This window comes from Erysipelothrix aquatica, assembly GCF_009828775.2.
Taxonomy (GTDB): Bacteria; Bacillota_I; Bacilli_A; order Erysipelotrichales; family Erysipelotrichaceae; genus Erysipelothrix; species Erysipelothrix aquatica.
Genome location: NZ_WTSY02000020.1, coordinates 1 through 18,917, shown reverse-complemented (window position 1 = coordinate 18,917; position 18,917 = coordinate 1). Strand labels below are relative to the sequence as shown.

Here is an 18,917-nt window from a genome sequence, read left to right as displayed (position 1 = left end):
ATAAAAGGAGTGCATATGCACTCCTTTAAATTAGATGATATCTTTAAACCAAATGCGTTTCATAACTGAAGTCGCGATGATATACATAAGTACGATTCCGCCAACCCACATGAGGTGTGCTGAGGAGAGTACTTGGAGTTCAATTGTTGATGCTAATGGTGTTGTAACAAACAGCAATGTGATTGCAATTGCTAGGAATGATACAAATACTAGTACGCCTGAAGGGAGATTTCCAAGCGAGAATGGACGTTTTGTACGAATTACAAAAATAATCAAGGATTGCGAGATAATACCAAACGCAAACCAGAATGTTTGGAATAAGGTTGCATGTTCAGGTGTTCGAACATCAAAGACTGCATACAATACAACAAAACATGCGATATCGAAGATTGAACTGAGAGGTCCAAAGAGTTTCATGAACTTCACGAGCGATTTTGACTCAAGTTTGCGAGGCTTCTCGAGCTCTTTTTCAGTTACATTATCAAATGGAATACCTGTTTGTGCTAAATCACTTAAGAGGTTTTGAACAAGAATATGAACTGGTAATAGTGGTAAGAATGGTACAAAGAGACTTGCAACCAAAACAGAAATCATATTTCCCACGTTACCACTGACTGCCATTTCCAAATACTTGATCATGTTTACAATTGTTTTACGACCTTCAAGAATTCCTTCTTCAAGAACGGTTAAATCTTTCTTTAAAAGAATTATATCAGCAGATTCTTTTGCGATATCGACGGCACTGTCAACCGAAATACCAACGTTTGCTTGCTTCAATGCGAGGGCATCGTTGATACCATCACCCAAGAAACCAACTGTATGGCCTTTATCTTGGAATGCCTTAACGATTCGTTGTTTTTGATCTGGAGAAATCTTAGCAAAGAGGTGGCAGTGATCAACTGCATCACGTAATTCCTCATCGCTCATGGCTTCTACTTCATCCCCCATATAGGTGATTTCAGTATCGATTCCTACTTTACTGCTTACTTTTTTAGCAACACCTAAACTATCACCTGTAATAACAACAACTTTGACACCATGTCGGTTCAGGCTTTCGATTGTAGGTTTCGCACTTTCTTTAGGTGGATCTAGGAAACCAATAAATCCAATTAATACGAGATCACTTTCATCTTCGACGCCGAATTCGTGCTCTGTAGGAACATTGTTCTTCTGAGCGACAGCGATCATGCGTAATCCATCATGATTGTGCTGGGAATAGACTTCCATGGCTTCTTTACGAATTTCGTCGTTAAGTTCAAATACTTCGCCATTACGATCGATGTATCGGCATAATTTAACGATTTCTTCAACGGCACCCTTAGTAATAAGTTGACGTTTGTCATTACCATCTTCCAAGATGACACTCATTCGACGGCGAGAGAAATCAAATGGAATTTCATCTACGACTGAATAGTAATTGACAAGGTCATCCATATTATATGATTCAGCACGATTGATGATTGCGAGATCAATTAGGTTTTTAAGACCACTTTGGAAGTATGAGTTTAAGAATGCATGACGAAGGACACGCATGTCATCTTCACCATTAACGTCCATATAACGTTCAAGAACAATATTATCTTGTGTTAGAGTTCCAGTTTTATCTGTACAAAGTATATCCATTTCTCCAAAAGAAGAAATAGAACTTTGAGATTTAACAATTGTTTGATGCTTTGCCATGTTGATTGAACCCCGTGCAAGACTTGTGGTTAATACAACGGGAAGCATTTCTGGTGTAAGACCTACGGCAACTGTTAGTGCAAACAAGAAGGCCTCAACAATATCATGCTTCAAAACGCCATTAATGATAAAAATGATGGGTAGCATAATTAACATTAATCGCATTAAAAGCGAACTAATTGTTGAAATACTACTTTCAAAACTGTTGATTTGCTTTGTTTCTTTTAAACTTGTATTCATTCGGCCAAGATATGTATCATCACCGGTCCGAATGACCATTGCCCGGGCACTACCAGAGACCACGTTGGTTCCCATGAGGCACAAGTTAGAATAATCAGACTCTGTGATCATTTGATCTTCGTCGAACTTAACAAACTTTTCGATAGGCTGTGATTCACCAGTTAAGGTCGCTTGAGAAATAAATAAATCTTTGGCAGATAAGACGCGCATATCTGCTGGGATAATATCACCTGCAGATAATCGGACAATATCACCCAACACTAAATCATCAATTGGGATTTCAGTAAAGACGCCATCACGAAGTGCAGCGGTGGTATTCGAAACCATGTTGAGCAATTTCTCACTAGCAGCACTGGAACGTTCTTCTTGAACAAATGAAATCAGTGTTGAAATCATGACAATGACAGTCAAGATTGTGATGGTGAGATAATCGGGTGTTTCCCCAGTCAAGAAAAATACCGGAACAATTACATCAGTAATTAATGTAATTGCAATAACGACCATTAACACTAAGTTAAATGGATTAATCAATACGTTTACAAAACCAATAATTGGATGCTTTTTCGTCCCCTGTGAAATTGCATTTGGACCAAGCTCTTCAAGTTTTTGCTCGGCTTGGTCGAGAGTATACCCTGTTGGTGACGCTCCTAAATTATCATAGAGTTCCTCTTGGGAACTTTGGAGCAAGTCTAGAATATTTTTATTTTTTGATGTCATTCAATAAGCCCTCCTTCATCAGAAAAAGCGCACTAAAATAGATAATAACCCGAGGGAGGCCCCAAGGGATCATCGTCTAAAGAACAAGTGCTACATATACTAGAACTACAACTTTGACCTTCCATGTTGCCACCTCACTTTCATGTAAACTATAACAAAATTAAGGATTATTAGCAATAAAACGACGGATTGTGAACACAGTCTTCACAGAAAAATAACACAATATGATATACTTTTAGTGTACTAGGGGGTGCATAATGAAAAAGACACTATTATTTGATTTAGATGGAACAGTATTACCTTTAGATAACAAAGAGTTTGAACGCCTCTATATTGGGACGCTAACAAACTTTGCGAAGGATACAATCGAACCTGAAAAATTAGCGAAAAGTCTGTGGGCAGCAACCGCAGCAATGATTCAAAACACCGATCCAAATCGAACCAATGAAACAACTTTTTGGGAAGCTTTTGAAGCATTGATTGGCGCGTCAGCAACCGCATATATTAAGGAAACAATGGATCAGTATTACAACGGTCCGTTTTCGGAAATTCAAAAAGCAACAAAACCAAGTCAGGCGATGATTGAAGCAATCCATTATGCCAAACAAAAAGGATATACCGTTATTTTAGCGACAAATCCTTTATTCCCTAAGATAGCTACTGATAAACGTATCGAATGGGCAGGATTTAAACCTGAAGACTTTGATTATATTACACGATTCGAATCGAATCATTTCTGCAAGCCTAATCCAATGTATTATCAAGAAATTATGAGTGTTTGTGACTTAGAACCCAAAAACTGCATCATGATTGGAAATGATGTACAAGAAGATATGATGGCTGCAAAACTCGGTATGGAAACATGGTTAATTACGGATGACTTAATTAACCGTCAATCTGACGTTCATGATGATCATGTGACGTGGCGTGGAAATCGAGAAGAACTACTCATAAAAATTAAGGAGGATTTAATATGATTGTAGGTTGCGTACGAGAAATAAAAGAATCCGAGAACCGAGTGGGATTAATGCCGACCCATGCATTTGAGTATGTGAATGCAGGGCATACTGTAATTGTGGAATCCGGATTGGGTGAGGCAAGTGGTTTTCCTGATGCACTATACAGCGATGCTGGAGCTACGGTTGTCGATAGCGCTGAAGCGGTATGGGCACAAGTAGATATGATGATAAAAGTTAAAGAACCGCTTGAAAGTGAATATCCATTGATGCGTGCTGGACAAATACTGTTCACATACCTTCATTTAGCAGATAATGCGCCACTGACACAGGCACTTGTTGACCGTAAAGTGACAGCATTTGCTTATGAAACAGTTACTGATTCGCAAGGTCGTTTGCCGTTATTACGTCCTATGTCAGAAGTTGCAGGAAGACTCTCGATTCAACAAGGAGCAAAATACCTTGAAGGCCACTACGGTGGTAAAGGAATTCTTTTATCGGGTGTTCCGGGAGTTCATGGCGGGCATGTGGTGATTATTGGTGCTGGTGTTGTCGGTATGAGTGCATGTAAAACAGCACTTGGAACCGGAGCATCTGTAAGCATCTTGGATACAAATCTTGATCGTCTAGCATACATCGAGGATGTCTTTAATGGCCGTGTCAATACAATCTTTAGCGATGAACATAATATTCAAGAAGAATTGAAACGCGCTGACATTGTGATTGGTAGTGTATTGATTCCAGGCGATAAGGCTCCAAAACTTGTGCGCCGTGAACATCTAGAACTGATGGAAAAAGGAACAGTTCTTGTGGATGTTGCAATCGATCAAGGGGGATGTTTTGAAACGAGCAAACCGACAACACATCAAAATCCAATTTTTATTGACTCAGGCATTGTGCACTACTGTGTTACGAACATGCCAGGTGCTGTGCCACAAACATCCACTCATGCATTGGGGAATGCGACGATTCGATACGGCTTAGAAATTGCTAATCGTGGTGCTTTGGAAGCAATCCAAAGTAATGAAGGTCTATTTAATGGTCTTAATGCTTACGATGGTCACATTACAAATGCTGCAGTCGCACGTTCACAAAATTTTGAATATAACAACATGAAAAATACGTTAAAAGGATGAACTCTTTAAGCATTTTTGGTACAATAGATTAAAGGAGGTGGCCGTCATACCTAATGTAATAACACACGGATTGATGGCACTCGACGTTTACAACAAACTAGAGGTGTCAGAAGTCCAAGAGGCAATCGCAAAACATCCTAAAGCTTACTTGCTTGGGAGTAACGGACCTGACCTTCTTTTTTACTACAAAGCCTTGCCTTGGCAAGATCAAGCTTTAAATAAAAAAGTTGGTGGGTATGGAAACTTGGTTCATATCGAACATATAAATGACTTCTATCGTGAAGCTGTATCATTTGTTCGTCAAGTCCAAGATCCAGAACGACGTGCAATTCTAGTTGCATATCTTTCGGGACATTTTATGCATTGGTCGCTGGATACGTTAGCACATCCATTTGTGTTTTATCGTAGTGGCGAAATTGCAAATGAAACAAAATACTGGCATTTCCGTTACGAGTCAATGATTGACGCCCTCATGGTATCTTACGTAAAACGAAGAGACATGAAAAAATTGAAAGCGACACGATTTGTGGATGTTGATGCGACGGAGCGTCGTGTTATCGCATCATTTTACCAAATGTTATTGGCAAATGTGTTTGATATTCAAACGAGTCCACAAGTCATAGAAGAATCAATTGTGACTTTCAAGACGGCACTTGGATTCTTATATGATCCAAGTAACATCAAGACGCCTGTCATCCGGGCATATGAAAACAAGTTCTTGGAACCCTGGGCACTTACAAGCCATGTGGTGAATGGAGAACTGGATTCAGAACATGATGTGCTTAATTTAAAACACGATGTTTGGTCAAATCCAACGGATATTAACGATACATCGCGACTAAGCTTCGTCGACTTGTACGATTACTCGATTAAACTAGGTGTAATCCTTGTTGATCGACTCAACGAAGCACTTGCAGATCCTAGTGTGACATTTGATGACATACTCAGAGATTGCCAATATGATACAGGGCGACCTGTAGGTAAAGAAATGAAGTATTACAATAGTATTTATTAAATCTATAACACTATAATAGGGAGGGTTTTATTATGTTAATCAGTATTCATGGAAAAAACGTCGACATTACAGAGGCGATGTACACAGCAGTAGAGGAAAAATTGGAATTCTTACACAAGTATTTCGAAATTGACGATACATGGCGTGCAAACGTTGTTGTTAATACATACCCAACAGGCGTTAAAGTTGAAGTAACTATTACTTCAAAAATCGGACCATTACGTGCAGAAGTAATGACCGAAGATTTCTATGCTGCACTTGATAAAGTAGTCCATAAATTAGAAGATCAAATTCGTCGTCATAAGACACGTATTTCTAAGAAAAACCGTGAAGGCTTGTCACAAGCATTCATTTCAATGATCGAAGATCAAGAGGCAGAAACAAAACAAAACGAAGAAGCAGAATTAGTAAGAACCAAAACAATTGCTGCAGAAAAAATGGACCTAAGCGATGCAATCTTAAACATGGAAATGCTTGGTCATACATTCTTCATTTATACTGATGATGAAACCAATGAAGTAGCTGTTGTTTACAAGCGTTTAGATGGTGACTATGGTCTACTTGAGGTAGAATAACAAAATTTATTTTAAGTTCAGTAGAAAAAATGCTATAATTACACAAATGGAGGTTTGGATATGAGCTTTAAAGACAAACTAAAAAACATTCTAACGCCAGTAGAAGATGACGAATACCTAGAATTTTCAGATGATGAGGTAGAAACATTGAGCGATTATGAAGCACCACGCGCAAGCGATGGAACAAAATTACCAAGTGATACAAAGATGGTTCTATTCGAACCAAGATCCTTTGAGGAGTCTGAAGAAGTAGCGCGTTACTTAAAAGAAAAACGAGCTGCTGTTGTTAACTTACACCGTTTACAACGTGATTACGCACAGCGTACGATTGACTTTTTAACAGGTGTCGTCTTTGCACTTGATGGATCAATTCAAAAAATAGGTCATAATGTAATTCTATGTACTCCTAAAACAATTGGTGTACAGGGTGAAATCAGTATGAACCTTGAAGAATTCGATTCTTAGACACTATGTCAAACAATCATGCATTTCGCATTATGAAACAGGGATACGATCGCTTTGAAGTAGATCAAACAATCTCGGAACTAGAACGTGAACGCGTTTTGTTGCAAAAACAAACACAAATCTATAAGAAACAGATTGATACACTCCAAGAACAACGTGACCTCATTAAAAAGAGGTATCAACAACTTGTTGGCGAAATCACTGTTCGTGAACGAGCGTCAGAAGAAATGTCACGCCTTGCCCTTCGTGAAGCAAATGACATTATTGAAAATGCTTATTCAAATGCAGATATGATTGTTCGTGAAGCAATGTCAACATCGCGTCAAGTGCTAGTTGAGATTGCTCGAATTTCAAATGAATCGAACTTGCTTCGTGATGAATTGAAAGATAAAATAAAAAATCTAGAAGAAGCGATTGAAGGACTTGAACTTCCCGAAGCGCCTTATTCATTAATAATTGGCGATGACCAAGACAATAATCAATAAGCACCCCTTGCAGAGACTTCGTGGTTGGTGAGAACGAAGAGGGCCTTATGGGTTTATCACTTGTGAGCTTGTTTCTGAACACTCTATGAATAAAGTAAGAAACACGTCGGCGGCGTTACCGCATTTGAGTGCACAATTTCTAATTGTGAATTAAGGTGGTACCGCGTCGAAGACGTCCTTATCTAAGGACGTCTTTTTTTGTATATAGGAGGAAATTATGGAATACAAAGATACACTATTGTTACCGAAAACAGAATTTGAAATGAGAGGGAATCTCAGTAAGAAAGAACCACTCATTCAAGCAAAATGGGATGAAGAAAATCTCTATGAAGCAATGCAAACAACCAGAGAAGCAGAAGGTGCACCACTCTTTGTATTACATGATGGTCCTCCATATGCTAATGGAAACATTCATATTGGTCATGCGTTAAATAGCATTCAAAAAGACTTTATCGTCCGCACAAAATTCATGGCAGGATTTAAAACACCCTTTAGACCAGGCTGGGATACACATGGATTACCGATTGAAAATGCAATTCAAAAGTTAGGTGTAGATCGTAAATCAATGCCGTTACATGAATTTAGAGCGCTTTGTGAGAAATATGCACGTGAACAAGTTGCAATCCAAATGAAAGATTTCAAATCACTTGGTAAAATTGGTGATTACAAAAATCCTTACATTACACTCAATAAAGATTACGAAGCACAACAAATTCGCGTCTTTGCGCAAATGGCACTCAAAGGTATGATTTATAAAGGATTAAAACCTGTTTATTGGTCACCATCCAGTGAGACGGCACTCGCAGAGGCTGAAATTGAGTATCAAGATCGACGAGATCCAGCAATTTATATTGCGTTTGATGTTGTTGATGGAAAAGGTGTCGTAGAAGAAAATGATAAACTGGTCATTTGGACGACAACACCATGGACTATCCCGGCAAACCTTGCAATTTCAGTTAATCCAGTGATGACTTATGCACGTGTAAAAACTGATAAAGGGGTTCTTGTGATGATGCAATCGCGCATTGAATCCGTAATGAAAGAATTAGAAATTGAAAACTATGAGATTTTGACAACATTCTTGGGGTCAGATATTGAATATGTTACGTATAAACACCCACTTTACGAACGCATTTCACCTGTATTAAATGGTGATCACGTAACTGATGAAGCTGGTACAGGTTGTGTTCATACAGCTCCTGACCACGGGGTAGAAGACTTTGATGTTGCTGCGAAGTATAACATTAAACCGATTGGACCTGTAGATGCACAGGGTCACCTCAATGAAAAAACAGGTGAGTTTGCAGGCATGTTCTTTGAAAAAGCGAACAAAGCCGTTACACTACGTTTAGAAGAAGAGGGAGCACTCTTAAAAATGGGCTGGATTACCCACAGCTATGCACACGACTGGAGAACGAAGCTTCCAATTATTTACCGTGCTACAACGCAATGGTTTGCATCGATTGATGGAATTCGTCAACAAATTCTTGACGAAATTGCTAATGTTGAGTGGTATCCAAAATGGGGCGAAAAACGGATGCATAATATGATTGCAGATCGTGGCGACTGGACAATTTCACGTCAACGTGCGTGGGGTGTTCCAATTCCAATCTTCTACGCAGAAGACGAGACACCAATCATAGATGCAGAAGTCTTTGAACATGTTGCGACACTCTTTGAAGAACATGGTTCAAATATTTGGTTTGAGAAAGAGGCTGCTGAACTGTTGCCTGTTGGTTATACACATCCGAATTCTCCAAATGGAACCTTTACAAAAGAAAAAGATATCATGGATGTTTGGTTTGACTCAGGCTCATCACATACAGCAGCATTAAATCACAACGAAACACCACTTCCGGTTGATGCATATGCTGAAGGAGCCGACCAATTCCGTGGATGGTTTAACTCATCACTCATTATTTCTGTAGCGTTGTACGGCATTGCACCTTACAAAGCAGTAATTACCCATGGGTTCATCAAACTGGATTCTGGCGAAAAAATGAGTAAATCAAAATCCAATGGTCTCAGTCCAAATGAAATCACATCCGAAATGGGTGCAGATATTTTACGCCTTTGGGTGGGAAGTGTTGACTATCATTCAGACATTACGATGTCAAAAGACCTACTAAAACAAGTGAGCGAGTCATACCGAAAGATTCGAAACACATTCCGCTTTATGCACGGTAACTTGAACAATTTCAACATCGATACTGACGGTATTGCAATTGAAGATTTATCGTTAATGAACCGTTATGTCTTGAACGAAGCGATTCGTGTAAATAACGAAGGCCGTAAAGCATATGAAGGTTTCGATTATCAAAAAGTAACGACAGCAGTACTTAACTCACTAATTAATACGATGTCGTCATACTATTTAGACTATACAAAGGATATTCTTTACATTGAGAAAGAAGATGACCGTGCACGACGTGAAATTCAAACTGTCATTTATCATACACTCGATACATACTTAAAACTCCTTGCGCCAATCTTGCCTCATACAACAGAAGAAATGTATCAAATCTTTAAACCAGAGCAAGGAAGCATTCATCTCACAAAATTTGCAGACATCCAAGATGAAATCATTACTGAACAAGAAAAAGCGGACATGCAAGATCTCTTTAGAGTTCGCGAAACAGTATTTAAAGCGCTCGAAGTCAAACGTGCGGATAAAGAAATTGGGAAATCATTGGAAGCTGCAGTTACAATCTCAGTCAATAGCGCGACATTAGAACGTGTCGAGTCTATTCTTGGTAAACATTTAGCACAATGGTTCATTGTGTCACATGTAGCACTTGTCGCCGTCGAAGGTGAAGCAATTGACGTAACAGTTACGAAATACGATGGTCAAACTTGCCAACGATGCTGGAATGTTGTGAGCTCAATTAACGACGCAGGATTGTGTGAACGTTGTGATCACGTCCTTCATAGTTAATTATGAAAATTACATCCGTCAATAACGAAACCATCAAGTCACTCTTAAAATTATCAAAGAAAAAGTATCGTGATGCTAACGGCAAACTTCTTGTCGAGGGAGAACACCTACTCCAAGAAGTGAAGGCATCTGGACTTAATCACACAACTTATGGTATCGGATCAGGATTTGATGTGGAAATTACCGATGTCATTGCACACAAACTATCCACGACTCAATCTGGATCAACACTGTTTACTGAAGTTGATAAACCGCAGCATGGATGGCCACAAAAAGGGAAACGATTCATTCTATGTGATGGGGTTCAAGACCCTGGAAATCTCGGCACGATAATCCGCACCGCACACAGTTTTGGATTTGATGCAGTCATCGTTTCGATCGATAGTGTGGATGAATTCAATGATAAGGTTGTCCGATCAACCCAAGGGTCAATTTTCCATGTGCCAGTTATAAGAATGTCACTCGAAGACGCAATCACACGTTTGAAAGGTGAATCTGTATCTGTATATGCGACATACTTGGGAGATAATACAGTGCCACTGTCAGCGATTACCGATAATGCAATTGCTTTTGTGGTTGGATCAGAGGGACAAGGTGTCAGTGATGCAGTTCTCGAACAGTGTGATGGTACCACAAAAATAGAAACCAGTAATTTTGAATCATTAAACGTTGCGATTGCAACTGCAATTATTTGTTATACATTCAGGCAATAAACTAAAACGTTACATTATGTAACGTTTTTTTATACTCTGATTGTGTAGATATTGATAAAATGCCGAAAGATATTTATGTGTCCACACTCTTAAAATAAGTAGTTGCGCGAAAATGAAGAGGTCGAAATGAGCATAAACAATCTTGTGTAAAACATACGCAATTTTGGTGTTTGTATTTCGAGACTGCAATCGTTATTTAGTCAAAGTAATGCTTAAAAAACCATTTAGAAGTGGATATGGTAGACATTGATTGGACACAAATATAAAAAGTTAGGTACACTTACTCGATTGACATCGAGATGTGGTGTGCTATTTTAATAATCGAAGCGCTTTCACAGGAGGGATAATGAAACGATTATATAAATTAGGAACAATACTACTCTTTATTATGGTACTAGGATTTGGATCTGTGCCATATATGCCAATCTATGGTGACGAAGCACAGGATATAGAAGTGATGACCCAACGATGGATTCAATCGCTAACTGGAAATTTAGACGTAGATACAGACCTACAATCAAATGTATACGTAAAAGACTATGTTCAAAAACTTTCAAATGATGCTACGCAAGTTAACCAGACACTCGATAAAGATACGAATCGGACTTCTTTATGGGCGCGTAAAGATAAAGAACCCAAACACGACTATCTCTCGCGAAATGTCAAAAATATTGGAATTTTGACCAAAGCTTACGCAACATACGGCACTGCCTACTATCAAGATAGTACAATGTTACAAACAATTAAAGACGCATTACGACACATTGTAGAAATTGAAAAATACAATGGAGAAGGATACTATGGAAACTGGTGGAATTGGCAAATCGGAATTCCGCATGAATTGATAAATATCCTTTTCATGATACAAGATACTTTGACACCAGAAGAGCTAAACGAATATATCGCAATCCTAAAATTATATGTACCAGATTCCTATAAACAACTTTTAGGTCAAGGAAGCAGTGAAGTTTTTGTTCCTTTTGTCTATACTGGACCACAAACTTCAGGAGCTAACCGGACAGATTTTGCCTATACTCGCCTTGGTATCGGAATACTTGACCAAAATCCAGAAATTATCGCTGAAAGTATCGAAAGTATTAAGGGCGAATTTGACTACGTTACTCAAGGTGAAGGATTCTATGATGATGGAAGTTTCATTTTTCACGAAAATAAACCATATGTAGGTTCATACGGAATTGAATTAATAAAAGCCGTTACAAAGATACTTACAATTGTGAACAAGACAGCATACGATCTTCCTGCAGCAACAAAAGAACGATTCGTTGCAATGACCTATAATGCAACGGTCCCAGTTATGTTCAAAGGAACATTTCTGCCTCTTGTCAAAGGACGATCAATTGCCCGAGAATATGTTCATAATATAGGTGCTTCAGGATCTGATAGCGTAAAAGTACTCGCGCAAGCAGGAAACTTACTAAATAACAATCAAGGCATTCATTTACAAAACTCAATGCAATACTGGATTCAAGAAGATCCAGAGTACTACCTCAAAATAAGCACAAGTATCGCAGACTTAGTAACAATGAGCGATTTTATCAATCGAGATACGCTACCAGCAGATTTTGTCCCATTTAGAGGAAGTAAAATGTTTTCAAATATGGACCGATACGTATACAGTGCTCAAGACTACCACTTTGGGCTATCAATGTACTCCGATCGAGTATCAGCATATGCAACTGGCAATAAAGAGAACTTAAAAGGGTGGCATATGGCAGATGGAATGGTTTACCTCCAAAACGAGGATAAGCAATTCGGAAAATCATACTGGGCGACTGTCGATATGTATCGTCTACCTGGAATAACGGTAGACACGCGACCTCTAGAAGACACAACTGAAGCATGGGTTTCATACCTTTCGCCACAAAAATGGGTTGGCGGAACAAGTAGTGATACGAACGCGGCAATTGGAATGCAACTTGATAAAAATGGCATGAAAAATAATGGTAAAAACATTGGTATGGATTTAACAGCTAAAAAATCATGGTTTGTGATGGATGGAAAGATTATTGCACTTGGAACAGATATAAATGGAACAACCCCAGCAACAATCGAAACAGTCGTAGAAAATCGCATCCTTGATAGTGATATAGGTTATACGTTGATAGATCAAGACGAAAAAGTAATTATCGACGGAAACTACAATGTGAAAAAAGGAGATTGGATGATTCTTGAAGCGTATGAATTTTCGAACAATCTCGCATACATGATGCTTCAAGATCAAACCGTCACCATACAAACGGAAACAAATACAGATACATATTTGCGACACTCAGCGACTGAATTAAGTGGCAATGAATACACTGATACATATAAGAAAATTATTGTAAATCACGGAGCTGACGTGCAAGAGGCAACGTATGCGTACATGATGGCACCTGCCACAGAAATCAGTTCCTTAAGTACTGTGGAGGAGTCCTTTGAGATTATTGAGAATAACAAAGACGTTCAAGCTGTTCTAGACAATAAACACAATACGTTGGGGATTAATGTGTGGAGCCAAGGACCTCATACGGTGATGGACTATACAATTCATTCACCATCATCGATTCTAATTGATGAACATGCAAAGTCATTTGAAATTAACGTTGCAGATCCAACTCAAGCACAAGACTCAATCATGTTCTCGACGGATGTTGAATTTTCTGAAGCAATTTTACCTGATAATGTATCTCAAATTGGAAACAATGTATTTGTTGTGGATACAAGAGAATCAAATGGTGTTACTACAACGATTACACTGAACAAAAAAGAGAAAGAGACGCCAGAAACAGGAGGAGAAACAACCCCAGAAACAGGTGGAGAAACGGTACCAGAATCAGGCGAAGAAACGCCACCAGAGACAGGCGGAGAAGTAAACGAAATTGTAGAAAATAATAAATCAAGTGATTCAAGCTCGGAATCCTTACCGCAAACGGGAGTGAGTGGCTTGGGGATGAGTCTTGGTGCAATGCTAACCATTATGGGAGTCATTGTATTCTGTTTCGATATCAAAAAGAAACTTAAGAAAAGTGATTAGGTAAAGATAACTAAAAAAACGGTACCGAATGTACCGTTTTTCTTTACTTTAACTATTTTCAGATTTCCTTGAGGTTAACTAGACTGCAGCTGCAAATAATTCAGCAACTTTACTCCAATTAACAACATCGAACCAGCTTTGGATGTAGTCTGGACGTCGGTTTTGATAATTTAGGTAGTATGCATGTTCCCAAACATCTAGGCCGAGAACAGGAACAAGTCCATCCATAAGTGGATTATCTTGATTCGGTGTTGAAATTACTTCCAATTGTTTGTCGGCGTTTACGACTAACCAAGCCCAACCTGATCCGAAACGAGTTTTAGCTGCTGCATCAAATTTTTCTCTAAATGCATCAACTGAACCAAATGTGCCATTAATAGCTTCTAACAATGCACCTTCAGGTTGTTGTCCTGTTGCAGGAGCCATGATTTCCCAAAACATTGAGTGGTTTAAATGACCACCACCGTTATTGCGAACAGCAACACGAATGTCCTCAGGAACATCATTAATATTGCGGATTAAATCTTCTAAAGATTTATCTTTTAAAGCTTCATGTTTATCTAAAGCCCCATTTAAATTTGTAATATATGTTTGGTGATGTTTTGTATGATGGATTTCCATTGTACGCGCATCAATTTGTGGCTCTAAAGCATCATAAGCATAAGCCAATTCTGGTAGTTTGTATGTCATAATAGTACTTCCTCCTAATGGCTACATCATAGCATATGGGGTCAGGTCATTCAAAAGGTATGCCTACTAATGTACTATATTTTGTAATTAAATAATTCACATAATAATTTGGGTCAAAAGCCTCCCCGCAGACTTTCAAAATAAGGTCCTGTGTTTCGATTGACCCACCAAATTGGTGAATGTTTTGACGTAGCCAATCAAATATTAATGATAAATTTCCATCCAGTAATGTTTGCTCCACATCAAGATTTTTCTCCATCGCCGCCATAAACTGTGCCGCATATGCTGTACCAAGTGCATATGTTGGGAAATAACCAAATGATGCATCGGACCAATGAATGTCTTGTAAAATCCCATCACTTACTGATGCAGGTGTTAATTTTAAGATACGAGTCATTTCGTCGGCAAACTTTTGATCAAGCCCATGCGCGTCGTGTGCCTCAACAAACATCAATTTTTCGATATTGTAACGAACAAGAATGTGCAGTGGGTATGTCAATTCATCAGCTTCAATACGAATTGCGCCACGTTCAACAAAGTTGATACCGCGAATAAATTCATCAAGTGAAACGCCTCCAAGAACATCAGGTATAATTGCTTGTAATTTTGGATAAAGCGGTGTCCAAAATGCAGCAGATCGACCAATCATGTTTTCTAAAAAACGACTCTGCGATTCATGCAAGCTCATGCTCATCGAATCAGCAATAGCGTAACCCTCAAATTCCGGGTTAACTTGATGATTATACATCGAGTGACCAATTTCATGAATTATCGAGAAGATACTTTGTGTAAAGTCATTTTCGTGATATGTAGTTGTAATACGAGTGTCGTTGATTGAAAATGTACTACTGAAAGGATGCTCAGCTTCTCCAAGAAGCCCAAAATCAATACAATAACCAAGATGTGTCATTACTAACTCGGAAATTTCACGTTGTTTTGAAATTGATACAAAAGCGCTCATAAACGAAGGACGCGGTTCTTGGTGTTCAATTACCTTATCGATGAATGGTACAATTTTGTCGTTGACCGTCGTAAAGAAATTATCGACAATGTTAATCGTTAATCCTTTTTCATAATCATCTAAAGATGCGTCATAAATGGATGCACCATTTGGTCGATATGAAATAACGTTTCGATGAGATGTGATTAATTCATTCAGGTTCTCAACAAAAGTACTATAGTCCTTATTTTTACGGCTATCAGCCCATACATTATGAGACGCAAGTTTTAGATTTTCAAACGCTACGTACTCATCATAAGGAATATCTTTGATTTTATTTAAGCTCTCTAACATTTGCGCCGCACTTTTAGCGATAATTGGGTCCTCACTTAATAAAGCGTCAGTTAAGGCTACATACGCTTCATGACTGGTGAACAATGAAAAGTACTCACCGGATAAAAAAGACATTACGTTATTTCGATATGCATCTCCCATTTTTGGTGCTATCGTCTGCGCATCAAACGACATCGTTGTTAATGCTAAAGAATAAGCATTCAATTTATTGTTTAATTCTGAAAAGTTCATAATATACCTCCTGAAATTATTGTACTTCATTCAATCCTAAAGGGATACTATGTTTTACAGAAAAGATGATGTATAATTAGGTGACAAAGTACTGGAGGACTCAATAATGAATGAAATGTATGATGACTGCATTGCGTTATTAGAAGAACGCGGTGTAACCCTTAAAGATATAGTTGATTGTGTGGTTTATCTACAAAAAGACTACATCGCAAACATTCACGAAATCGATATTGAAGATATCGTTAAAAGCGTAATCCGAAAAAGAGAAGTACAAAATGCATTGATGACCGCTATTAATATTGATATTCAAGTCGACAAGGGTGCATTTGGTAATGAAACAATTCAAAATATCATACGAGTTGATGAAGGTTTATATGGTATTGATGAGGTTATGGCGTATGGAATATGTAACCTTTATGGTTCTATTGCACTCACAAATTATGGTTATATTGATAAGGTGAAACCTGGAATTATTGGAAAACTCAATGATCATGATGCAGGGCAATGCAATACCTTTATCGATGATATAGTCGGCGCAATTGCAGCTGCAGCTGCGAGCAAGCTTGCACATTCACATAGTAATTAAAGACTAGAAAGGGAACATATGGAACAGAAAGTGAATCAAGATCAAATTCAATCACTCCTTAAGCGACTTGATGTCCCTTCAGACGGTGTATTAATAATTCATGAAAACAGCAATGTTCCTGCACTTGTATCGAAATATGTGCTTGATATGTTGTTGAAAAATATAGAAGACCGAACTGTTTCAATAATTGGTGACAATACGTTTAATAATAACGTATCCCAAAAGGTACTAAAACCACTTGTTACAACCCAAGAACGAATTATTCTCTCATCAGGAAGAATGCTTCAATTAATGCTCTTAAAAGATGAGACAACATTTGCCCACCATCCGTCGTTAATGATTGGACATATAGGTAAGTACGCAAAGTTCTTTGCAAGACATGTTAAAGTTGATTACCCATACGGTGATAAATCGATTTTTCAAGATATGTATGAGCTAAATGCAACAATACTCTTTCTTGGAGAACCCACACATGTTCCAGAAGCTAAACTTGCATATGCCCACGACACAACGAAGCCAATTAAAAGAAATACAGCAATTAAAGATGGAGAAATGATTTCGTTTTTAGATATAGATATTGACGAAACACCGTTATTATCGAAAATTGTTAATTCGAATATCCTGTTGTTTGAAGAAATTGAAGGTGTAAAAATCTATGGGATATCCTATAGAATGCTCGTTGACTTCATTACAATGTGACATTGAAAAAACAAACATAAATGTTATAATTAAAAAGTGAACAGGGGAACCAAATGGTTGAGAAAATAACCCTCAAAACCTGATCTAGTTAAAACTAGCGGAGGGAGTTCTTTTTTTACCCTGCGCCTTGTGTGGAGGTTTTTTTTATGAAAACAAAAGATTTAGTTCTAATCGCAATGTATGCCACCTTATTTACAGTATTGGAGTATGTAAGTGTTACATTTGGATTATTGAAAATGCCCCAGGGGGGAAGTATTTCCATTAGTGCAGTAGCATTGATTATAGCGAGTTATCACCTAGGATTTAAAAAATCTTTGATAGTGTCTGCAATTTCCATCATCATTATGCTGTTGATCACACCTCCGTACTTTCTCACTGTAGGACAATTCATGGCAGATTATGTATTTTCTTACATGTCATACTCTACAGCGGTGCTCTTTAAAGATCTAAGGTTTGGAGACAAGATATTCCCCACTGGCGCAATTATGTCGAATGTTTTGCGATTTATGTGGCATAATATTGCAGGATGGCTTTTCTTTGCCTCGTATTACGAAGGTAACGTCCTTACCGGAGTGATGCTTTACAATGCGTCATATATGGTACCGACGATGATAATAAGTGCATTCTTAGTTCTATTAATAAGACCAAAATTAAAAAAAGAAATTATACTTTAAATTCGTTACTATTTAATATTGATTGGGAGGGAACGTTATGAAACCGAAAGTTGGAGAAGTAATCTATGTACAAAGTTATAAGCATGACGGATCACTTCATAGAACATGGTCAAGTGGAACGGTGTTATCAGCCGATGACGAAAAAATTGTTCTCATTACATATAAAACGTGGGTAGTCGAATCTGATGGGCGTCGGTGGTTTACTAGAGAACCCGCAATTTGCTTCTACTATTTAAATCGTTGGTATAATGTCATTGCTATGATTCGTGCTAAAGGAGTTTATTATTATTGTAATCTTGCTTCACCTAGTGTGTACGATGGCGAGTCATTGAAGAATATAGATTATGATTTAGATGTGAAAGTTTTTCCGGATGGTAAGTATATCATTTTGGATGAAGATGAATTTGAATTGCATCAAAAACAGATGCACTATAGTGAATCCATCATAAGAATTGTTGAAGATGAAAAAAATCGCCTTGTTGAACTGGCCAAACATAAAGAATATCCATTCGAAGACAATACTATTCATCGTTATTTCGACAAATATTTATCAATCCACGAGTTTAAGTAAACTCGTGGATTTTTTTTTGAAATAAATGAGTTTTGTGTTTGACAACCGGCCTCTGAAGTAGTATTATATGTAGGCACTCAAGAGAACTTTAGTGCGAAATGGTCTTTGAAAACTAAACAGGAAACGTCAATTTCAAAAGAAATACAAGAAATAAACAAAACTCGTCAGAGTATAAAAATGAGAAAGAATCAAATGGAGAGTTTGATCCTGGCTCAGGA

General features: G+C 38.0%; 16 protein-coding genes, 1 riboswitch and 1 other annotated feature. Of the genes, 13 read left to right on the top strand and 3 right to left on the bottom strand.

What is annotated here, in order from left to right; genetic code table 11:
- Window positions 1-30: 30 nt before the first annotated feature.
- Window positions 31-2,637 (bottom strand): magnesium-translocating P-type ATPase, encoded by a 2,607-nt coding sequence (gene mgtA / locus GVV20_RS06735; RefSeq protein ID WP_159649914.1) that lies wholly within the window; start codon window positions 2,635-2,637, stop codon window positions 31-33.
- A gap of 257 nt (window positions 2,638-2,894) precedes the next feature.
- Between mgtA and GVV20_RS06730 the strand changes: the two genes are divergently transcribed.
- The 9 genes from GVV20_RS06730 (at window position 2,895) to GVV20_RS06690 (ending at window position 13,954) form a co-directional block, all read left to right on the top strand.
- Window positions 2,895-3,614 carry an HAD family hydrolase gene (locus GVV20_RS06730; RefSeq protein WP_159741194.1) on the top strand — a complete coding sequence of 240 codons (720 nt, stop codon included), beginning with the start codon at window positions 2,895-2,897 and terminating at the stop codon, window positions 3,612-3,614.
- Window positions 3,611-4,729, top strand: a complete 1,119-nt coding sequence (gene ald / locus GVV20_RS06725; protein ID WP_159741193.1) for an alanine dehydrogenase — start codon at window positions 3,611-3,613, stop codon at window positions 4,727-4,729. The genes GVV20_RS06730 and ald overlap by 4 nt, the downstream gene beginning before the upstream one ends.
- Window positions 4,730-4,802: 73 nt before the next feature.
- Window positions 4,803-5,744 carry a zinc dependent phospholipase C family protein gene (locus GVV20_RS06720; protein ID WP_236261800.1) on the top strand — a complete coding sequence of 314 codons (942 nt, stop codon included), beginning with the start codon at window positions 4,803-4,805 and terminating at the stop codon, window positions 5,742-5,744.
- A gap of 32 nt (window positions 5,745-5,776) precedes the next feature.
- Window positions 5,777-6,319 (top strand): ribosome hibernation-promoting factor, HPF/YfiA family, encoded by a 543-nt coding sequence (hpf, locus tag GVV20_RS06715; RefSeq protein ID WP_159638390.1) that lies wholly within the window; start codon window positions 5,777-5,779, stop codon window positions 6,317-6,319.
- A 60-nt stretch (window positions 6,320-6,379) separates the two neighbouring features.
- Entirely contained in the window at window positions 6,380-6,784 is a 405-nt protein-coding gene (locus GVV20_RS06710) for a cell division protein SepF (protein ID WP_159638392.1), read from the top strand.
- Window positions 6,785-6,789: 5 nt separating this feature from the next.
- Entirely contained in the window at window positions 6,790-7,269 is a 480-nt protein-coding gene (locus GVV20_RS06705; protein WP_159649920.1) for a DivIVA domain-containing protein, read from the top strand.
- Window positions 7,238-7,452, top strand: a binding site (T-box leader). (Overlaps the previous gene by 32 nt.)
- Before the next feature lie 34 nt (window positions 7,453-7,486).
- Window positions 7,487-10,204, top strand: a complete 2,718-nt coding sequence (gene ileS / locus GVV20_RS06700; RefSeq protein WP_159741219.1) for an isoleucine--tRNA ligase — start codon at window positions 7,487-7,489, stop codon at window positions 10,202-10,204.
- A gap of 2 nt (window positions 10,205-10,206) precedes the next feature.
- Entirely contained in the window at window positions 10,207-10,917 is a 711-nt protein-coding gene (locus GVV20_RS06695) for a TrmH family RNA methyltransferase (RefSeq protein WP_159741218.1), read from the top strand.
- A 346-nt stretch (window positions 10,918-11,263) separates the two neighbouring features.
- Window positions 11,264-13,954, top strand: a complete 2,691-nt coding sequence (locus GVV20_RS06690; RefSeq protein ID WP_159741217.1) for a polysaccharide lyase 8 family protein — start codon at window positions 11,264-11,266, stop codon at window positions 13,952-13,954.
- Window positions 13,955-14,032: 78 nt separating this feature from the next.
- On the opposite strand, the gene GVV20_RS06685 is transcribed toward GVV20_RS06690, so the two are convergent.
- Together GVV20_RS06685 and GVV20_RS06680 are read right to left on the bottom strand one after the other, a co-directional pair.
- Window positions 14,033-14,644, bottom strand: a complete 612-nt coding sequence (locus tag GVV20_RS06685; protein WP_201287541.1) for a superoxide dismutase — start codon at window positions 14,642-14,644, stop codon at window positions 14,033-14,035.
- Window positions 14,645-14,690: 46 nt separating this feature from the next.
- On the bottom strand, window positions 14,691-16,169 hold the full coding sequence (locus GVV20_RS06680) for a carboxypeptidase M32 (protein WP_159741216.1): 1,479 nt from the start codon (window positions 16,167-16,169) through the stop codon (window positions 14,691-14,693).
- Window positions 16,170-16,275: 106 nt separating this feature from the next.
- Here GVV20_RS06680 and GVV20_RS06675 point away from each other — a divergent pair, with 106 nt between their 5' ends.
- From GVV20_RS06675 to GVV20_RS06660, 4 genes are all read left to right on the top strand, one after another.
- Window positions 16,276-16,755 (top strand): phosphatidylglycerophosphatase A family protein, encoded by a 480-nt coding sequence (locus GVV20_RS06675; protein ID WP_236261799.1) that lies wholly within the window; start codon window positions 16,276-16,278, stop codon window positions 16,753-16,755.
- Window positions 16,756-16,773: 18 nt separating this feature from the next.
- Window positions 16,774-17,454, top strand: coding sequence for an AAC(3) family N-acetyltransferase (locus GVV20_RS06670; RefSeq protein WP_159741215.1), 681 nt, complete (start codon window positions 16,774-16,776; stop codon window positions 17,452-17,454).
- Between the two features lie 32 nt (window positions 17,455-17,486).
- A riboswitch (TPP riboswitch) is annotated at window positions 17,487-17,577 on the top strand.
- Window positions 17,578-17,600: 23 nt separating this feature from the next.
- Window positions 17,601-18,128, top strand: a complete 528-nt coding sequence (locus GVV20_RS06665) for an energy-coupled thiamine transporter ThiT (protein WP_159741214.1) — start codon at window positions 17,601-17,603, stop codon at window positions 18,126-18,128.
- A 37-nt stretch (window positions 18,129-18,165) separates the two neighbouring features.
- Window positions 18,166-18,699, top strand: a complete 534-nt coding sequence (locus GVV20_RS06660) for a DUF402 domain-containing protein (RefSeq protein WP_159741213.1) — start codon at window positions 18,166-18,168, stop codon at window positions 18,697-18,699.
- The last annotated feature ends 218 nt before the right edge of the window (window positions 18,700-18,917 follow it).